Genomic DNA, 338 nt, shown 5'->3' on the forward strand with positions numbered 1-338 from the left:
ATAAAATTCTTGAATACGTAAATCAATCCGATCAAACTCATTACTACGATGTGTCCTGCTGTCATGTTGGCGAAAAGTCGGATCATCAATGCGAATGGCTTAGTGATTGTTCCTAATAATTCGATTGGAAGCATGATCAACTTCATCGGAACCGGTACTCCTGGCATCCAGAAGATATGTTTCCAGTAATCTTTGTTCGCTGAGAATGTCGTAATCAAATACGTAAGAATAGCCAGGAAGAATGTCATTGTAATATTACCTGTAACATTAATTCCGAAAGGCATTAATCCAAGAACGTTAAGGAAAAGAATAAAGAAAAACACTGTTAATAAATACCC

General features: G+C 36.4%; 1 protein-coding gene. It reads right to left on the bottom strand.

The window, feature by feature from the left end:
• Window positions 1-338: F0F1 ATP synthase subunit A (locus GB932_RS22355; RefSeq protein WP_197517228.1), on the bottom strand; the 338-nt coding region annotated here is incomplete at both ends.

Origin of the sequence: Microbacterium karelineae (assembly GCF_009745985.1) — a bacterium.
Classification (GTDB): Bacteria; Actinomycetota; Actinomycetes; order Actinomycetales; family Microbacteriaceae; genus Microbacterium; species Microbacterium karelineae.